At 37.0% G+C, this 6,776-nt stretch carries 5 protein-coding genes and 1 other RNA gene; 2 read left to right on the top strand and 4 right to left on the bottom strand.

Annotated features, from left to right (window positions below; all coding sequences use genetic code 11):
* Both R3333_RS11315 and R3333_RS11310 read right to left on the bottom strand, forming a co-directional pair.
* The coding region (locus tag R3333_RS11315; RefSeq protein ID WP_318958889.1) for a LamG-like jellyroll fold domain-containing protein at positions 1-2,618 on the bottom strand (2,618 nt) is incomplete at its 3' end.
* A gap of 93 nt (positions 2,619-2,711) precedes the next feature.
* Positions 2,712-4,430 carry a hypothetical protein gene (locus R3333_RS11310; RefSeq protein ID WP_318958888.1) on the bottom strand — a complete coding sequence of 573 codons (1,719 nt, stop codon included), beginning with the start codon at positions 4,428-4,430 and terminating at the stop codon, positions 2,712-2,714.
* Positions 4,431-4,630: 200 nt separating this feature from the next.
* On the opposite strand from R3333_RS11310, the gene trmD reads away from it, so the two are divergent.
* Together trmD and ffs are read left to right on the top strand one after the other, a co-directional pair.
* A complete protein-coding gene (gene trmD, locus R3333_RS11305) occupies positions 4,631-5,311 on the top strand; it encodes a tRNA (guanosine(37)-N1)-methyltransferase TrmD (RefSeq protein ID WP_318958887.1) in 681 nt (226 codons plus the stop codon).
* Between the two features lie 118 nt (positions 5,312-5,429).
* An RNA gene (gene ffs / locus R3333_RS11300) (signal recognition particle sRNA small type) lies at positions 5,430-5,528 on the top strand.
* Positions 5,529-5,702: 174 nt separating this feature from the next.
* On the opposite strand, the gene R3333_RS11295 is transcribed toward ffs, so the two are convergent.
* Both R3333_RS11295 and R3333_RS11290 read right to left on the bottom strand, forming a co-directional pair.
* Positions 5,703-6,500 (bottom strand): hypothetical protein, encoded by a 798-nt coding sequence (locus R3333_RS11295; protein ID WP_318958886.1) that lies wholly within the window; start codon positions 6,498-6,500, stop codon positions 5,703-5,705.
* Positions 6,501-6,503: 3 nt separating this feature from the next.
* On the bottom strand, positions 6,504-6,776 hold a 273-nt coding region (locus tag R3333_RS11290; protein ID WP_318958885.1), incomplete at its 5' end, for a hypothetical protein.

Here is a 6,776-nt window from a genome sequence, read left to right as displayed (position 1 = left end):
TTTTGAATAATTACTCGAGGGTTAGAACAAGATGGGTTCCATTTTTTGTATAAATCATTTGAATTCGGATTTAAAATATCAACCAATGCCGCATCTCTTTGGAAGTTTGGTGCGCTGTATGAAACCAAATGCGTCGCCATAACGTAATTCCCACCTCTTTCTGATTGATCACCATTGTACACTCCAGAAATATCATAGTCAATAGATACAGTATCTCCTGGAGTTACATAAGGAGTAATTTCATGTCCGTGATCCTTCACCATATCACCAGGACACCAACCTTCACGAGCATAAGGCCATGTTCCACCTTGACCAATGTTTGGGTTATCTCCACACTCTGTTTCTTGCCAAATATCCCATGTAAATCGTTCTATACCATCTACTAAAATCTTGTGGTCTTTAGGAGACCATTCACAACAGTTTGTTTGTTGACCGTAGTGACCATGTCCAGTAATACGTGAAACTATTTTAAACTGAGAAGAAGTATCAGAAAGTAAAATATCTTTAGCTGCTAAAACGTCATCATCTATTAATTTTCCGTAGTTGTACGATTTTGCACTTCCCCATACGCGCTCAATGTTATGAACATCACGTGGAGGTATACCTTCAATAAAGGCAAATTTCACATCAATTAATTCTTGTGTATTGTGTGCCATGAAGTCTACAGAGTTTTTCAACAACTGCTGGTAATCTGTAACATCATATACCCAAGTAAATCCATTTGGTCCTAAATCAAATCCAATTCCGTATGGAGTAATGAATCTACCAATTTCATACATGTCTAAAATTTCAAATGGCTGTTCATAGTAAACAATATCATTGTTTGAAATCGTTTGAGATGTACCAATTTGAGTTTGGTTCAATACAGTTGAACCGTCTGTATCATATTCATAAACATATCCTTCATCATTCGCTATAAATGCATTTGAAATAATGAATCTTCTGTTCACGGGTGCGTATTCAAAAACAACTGAAGGTTCTTTTTGAAGGTATTTGAAATTCGTTTCAGTAACCATAGTTCCTGCTACTGTACCTGTACCAAAGCTAATTGTTGGTCGGAAAGAAGAAACCTCCGGTGCTACAACTGGCAATTGATCAAAATCAAAATCACCTTTTCTATTTGGCATCAATAAATTATCGTTTGCTGAAGCGTCTGTTGCGTAAGCTACATCATCAAAATTATGGTAAACTAAAAGGTCTGCATAATTAGGGTGAGTATTGTTGATTGTTTTATCGTACCAAGCTCCAATTGTGGCAGCGTCTAATGCTACATTCCACATTTGAAATTCATCCAATTTACCTTTCCAACCTAACGAATGATTTCTGTTTGCTCCTATCACCAAACGGTGCATCATTCCAATTTCTCTTGTCAATCCACTTCCCTGGTGCCATAAAGCTCCATTTCTGTATATCTTCATCGTTCCATCGTTTGCATTCTTAACAAATGCCCAGTGATTCCAAGAACCATCTACCACAGACGAGTTTACTGTTTTCGCAATTCTATCGTTTTGAGCAGTTGCACCTCCATGGAACATTAACTCATTGTTATCCCAAGGGAAATGAACGTTTAGTATTCTATTTCCATCTACGTCATATGCTTCAAAAACAGAATTCTTCGTACCGTATGAACCTTCACCTTTAGCCCAAAAAGCAACCGTTACTTCTGCACCTAAGTCAATATCAGATAATTCTGAAACAGTGTAGTTGTCTACAGCCGATTGGTACACCCCATTTTGTCTTGGGTAAGCAACAGATAAATTTCCAGTTCCATTTACTCCAGTTGTTGTAAATGCGTCAGAAGCTTGACCTGCATCACTGTGAACAAACTCAACAATAATGTTGTCTGTACCATTCCAAGTAAAAGGTTGGTAGAATAAAAATTCATTATCACCTGTTACTAAAGCAGCATCGTCATTAACTCCCGATCCTCTTTTAGCATTATACACTTCAGTGAATCCTGCAGTATGCCAATCAGAGATTTCAGTATCTGTAGTTGATTTCAACTTAATAGACAATCCTGATAAATCTGCTGAACCGTTTACCGCTGTACCATTTAAAGTAAGAGATTGTAAATCGTCATTTGCAGACAATCCTGCAGCTGTTAATTCACTTGCAGTAATAATCATTTGAAAACGTTGACCAGAAGTTGGTCCTTGATTCACAGGATAATCAGAAGATACTGTTCCTTGCAATACCGCGTGATTCGTCAATGTCGCATTAGACCTTCTGTATTGATCGTAGTTTACGGTGTGATTATTCAAAGCACCGGTAATTGGATCGTAATTCTGTGTTAAAGGAGTCGCAGTATTGATTTCGAAAGCAGTACCGTCTACTTGTACTGAATCCATAACTCCTGTATGGTCGTAAATTCTTGAATATGCTAAATAATCCCATTCTCCACAATCGTGGTTGTCCCAAGGAGTAGCTGGATCACACTTTAGATTGTAATACATCAGTACTTTCTCAAAACGCTTAGAATTTAAAGCCTGAGGAAAATCAAAGGTCGCTCTTCTCGTTGAAATGGAATCCCAAGTAAAAGTTTGAACCCAAGTAGTATCTTGAGCCCTACCATCACTCCAAAATAAGAGTAAGAGTAATGCCGGTAATAGTTTTTTCATAATCTAGTTTTATTGACTTTACACAAAAATAAACAATTCTTCAACGAAACATTTCTTGTGAAGGGTTAACATGGGGTAAACAATAGGGTTTGTCTATCGAAGTGACTTGTAAACAGGAAGTACTTTATGCGACTTTTCGTAATACGGTGAGTTGATGTAAATGTAATTCAACTGTGCCCAACGATCATTTGCAAAGTCTAAATCTCCCGCTTTTTTTGCTTCAAATTCACGCTTCAAATCCATATCATTGTCTAATATCTCTTGTGCGATTTCTTCAAAAACATAGGCGGAGAAATGCTCTTTCTGCTGTAAATAACTATCGTAAAATCCCCAATTAAAATAGCTATCGTCACTTGTTGGCTCGAGGGTTTCTAGAATAAACAGTCGTGACAGTTGGTGGGTATTTATAAGTACATCTCCCTGATGAAGTGTTACGTTATCAATGGCTTCTTGCACCTTAGTATCATAGTGAAGGTAGTGACCTTCGTACGGACTATTGACTGTTTGGTAATAGAGCACCTTATTCTGGCGAAGTAACAAATTCGTGTCTTTGTCTATAATTTGTACCGTTACTTTATTCCTTTTCAAACGCTCAATCGTTTCTTTTTCCCAAGATCTAACTACAAAATATTCGGGTATAAGTGTAGAATCTGTTGCTCTATAGTAAAAGTCGTAAGGAATAGTAAAAGTGGTGTCTTTATTCCTATCGTAAAACAGACGCGGAGAATTAGTAATTGCACTCATGCTATCTTTATATGCATACCCTTTCAAGTCAATAAATGACTTATTGTTCAATGCCGTATCCGATGCATACCGAACAGGATAAAAACGTTTTTGTAACATTTCATTCCGAGCAATCATTCTTACACGTTCTATTTCATCATCGTAACGACGTGTATATTTTGCCATTTCCTCGATTAAACGATAGGTCGCCACTACCCTATCTTCAAAGTCCTTTAACATATGTGTTTCCGAGGTAAAACTAAGGGTATGAAACAAACGCGCATATCCCATTGAATATCTCGCCTTATCATTAAAAGCATGAATCCCCTCATGAAGTCGCTTCCCATTCATTTCTATGTACGGAAAAAGATCGAGGCTATCCTTTTGCCACAAACTATCTTTTAAAGCCGGTAACATTTCATCGTATATCAACGCGGCTTGTACAGGATTTAACCGAGCCTTTAGAGATGCTATAAGTGTTAAAGTATATTGATAATCCGCTCCATTGCTTGTATGCGTGTCTAGAAATACATCTGGATCTAAAGCATGAAAAATATGGGCGAAGGTTTTCATGTTTTCACTATCCATCTTAACAAAATCCCTATTCAAGTCAAGATTCTGAGCATTACCTCTAAAACCATACTCTTCCGGTCCAATTTGATTGGCGCGAGAATAGGCACCTCGATTATGCATACCTCCTACATTGTAGGCCGGAATAACCGCAATCACTGGATACTTCATTTTCTCGTTTTCAGATAATTTAGAATAGTGTTTTACAAAATCTAAAGAAGCATTGACCCCACAAGGTTCTCCAGCATGTATAGCGTTATTAATCAATAATACCGTTGAGTTTTGCGCATAGGAAAACACCATTTGAGAATCTGCCGCTACTCCTAAAACACATAAATAAATAGGCTCACCAAAATCGGATTGCCCCATATTAAAAAAATGAATGTCTTTGGATTCTTGCGCAATTTCAGCGTACTGGCCAATAAGTTCATCGTAAGTATAGGTGGTATTTTGAGCACCTACAGAAAAGGAAAATAGTAAGCTAAGGACAGGTATGAGGATAAGATGTGCTATTTTCATCGGTAAACTGTTTGAAAGCCTAAATGTACAAATATCTAAGTATGCGCAAAGTTACGCCAGCACTGATATTACTTTCGGTTCAAAATCAACATCATACAATTCCACCTCACCCCATATACGTGAAGTAATTTGATATATGATCAAATATTTTTTGCTTCATTTTCTGAGCTCTATACCTCACAATACACTATTTTTGCAGCATGAGAATAGACATACTCACCGTTTTACCAGATTTATTAAAAAGTCCTTTCGAGGTATCTATAATGAAACGTGCCCAGGAAAAAGGATTGGCAGAAATTCATATCCACAACATTCGTGATTATTCCACCCATAAAAATAAAAATGTGGATGATTACCAATATGGTGGTGGTGCTGGTATGGTTATGTCCATTGAACCTATTGCTCGACTCATAGAGAAACTTCAAGGAGAACGCGAATACACAGAGATCATTTACATGACCCCAGATGGTGAAGTGCTTGACCAAGGTATTGCCAACGAACTCTCCCTCAAAGGAAACATGATTATTTTGTGTGGTCATTATAAAGGAGTGGATGAACGCGTACGCATGAAATACATCACCAAAGAAATCTCTATAGGCTCTTACGTTTTATCTGGTGGTGAATTGGCTGCAGCTGTGCTGGTGGATAGTGTCGTCCGATTATTACCAGGTGTTTTGAATGATGAAACTTCAGCGCTTACAGACAGTTTTCAAGATAACCTCTTGTCCCCTCCCGTGTTTACGCGTCCGCCAGAATTCGAAGGCATGAAAGTACCTGATGTTTTATTGTCTGGAGATTTTAAAAAGATTGAAGAATACCGTGAAAAAGAGGCTTACAGACGAACAAAGGAAAGAAGACCAGACCTTTTAAAGGACGAATAATTTTTCTTGGCTTGCTTAACATCTGATGCTCAAAGCTTAAGGTAATTCAAGACATTTTTCATGATTTTTTTCGCCCTTCCCCATTGCGAAAATAGATTAAGTTACTATCTTTGCGGCGGGGTAAGTCTTGTACGACCAGCTCCCTCTGAATCCCCCAGGACGGGAACGTAGCAAGGGTAAGAGGTTGTAGCGGTGCGATATAAGTAGCTTACCCTATTTTTTTTGCCTTATATTTTGGCAAACGGCCGGGTCTCCACTACTAGTTTTCTTTACTTATCTTATTGTAAATAGTCATCTAAAGTGCTTCTAAAGTCGCATTTATACTCCTTTTACAATTCAAAGCTAAGTTGGCGCAAAGCTACTCCGTTTCACCCCTGTTTGAAATCAAAACTTAAAAATAGTACACTATATACATTACAGAAATTGCAACTAGGAGAGTTAAGGATGTCCAGAAATACAGCATTCTTGTGATTTTATCCCCCACATTATATATTGACTTGATTCGATTGATAACAACCGTCCTACTTAATACAAGTAAAAGAACAAAATTGAAAAAACTCCAAAATATTTCAGCGGTATAATCGAACTCACTCATTTCAAATAAAAGACGAGAAAACCTATCATCCAAATCAACTGATTCAGAACTTTCATCAATACCTCCATACCTTAACTGAAGCGTAAGGTGAAATATTCCTAAGCTAAAAAAAGAATAAGCTTTGTATAAAATGGAGATTATATAGATATAAAAGCCCCATTTCTTTTTATGGTAAAGCAAGTATAATAGAACTGCACACAGAAGTATATCTGGGCCCATCACTAAAACTGTATACCAATCTAACCCCAGATAAAAAGCATTTTCTATTGCTATAGAAAAAACATAAATTACTGGAATAAGCAAAAGCCAAACCATTTGATTATCCGATTTAGGTTCCAGGGGATTCATAAACTTCAGTAGTCGTTTCAAACTTTTGTCCAACAATCCCAAATCTGATTTTTCACTCTCTAAAACCATCGAATTTTGAGAAAAATTCATGAACTGTTCTTCCTGTTCTGGTGTAAGATTACGCATAGTTAGAATTTTCCTTACGAATTCAGCAACATCTTCTCTATACTCGCTTCGTATTCTGTAAATCTCTAACAATTCATCTATCGATTTATTCTCATACAAGGTCTTTAAGTCTTCCGTCATGATTTAACGAATATAAACCTCTTTTTGAAAGGGAATACGCATCCACACTCCATTTCTTTTCATTATTTTAAAATGACCACTAATTATGGTATCCTTGGTAATTATAAATTTACCATCCCTTACCTTTCCTCCAAATTCAATTTCATAAACCTCCCACATATCTTTATAAATATGACGAGGAGTTAAGGTAAATTCTTCATTTACCTCTACCTTATCCGGACCAATTACTAAAACCTCAGGTTCAAAAACTGTTGAGTTTGGACCACCATACCCCAT

The sequence above is a fragment of the Lishizhenia sp. genome, assembly GCF_033720595.1.
In the GTDB taxonomy this organism is placed as follows: Bacteria; Bacteroidota; Bacteroidia; order Flavobacteriales_D; family Crocinitomicaceae; genus Lishizhenia.
The sequence above is the reverse complement of the archived record's forward strand: the minus strand, read 5'-3'. Positions and strand labels throughout refer to the sequence as shown.

Excerpts from the sequence above, each read along its gene's own strand:
- R3333_RS11295 (WP_318958886.1), bottom strand. The coding sequence starts at position 6,500 with ATGACGGAAGACTTAAAGACCTTGTATGAGAATAAATCGATAGATGAA.
- trmD (WP_318958887.1), top strand. The coding sequence starts at position 4,631 with ATGAGAATAGACATACTCACCGTTTTACCAGATTTATTAAAAAGTCCT.
- R3333_RS11310 (WP_318958888.1), bottom strand. The coding sequence starts at position 4,430 with ATGAAAATAGCACATCTTATCCTCATACCTGTCCTTAGCTTACTATTT.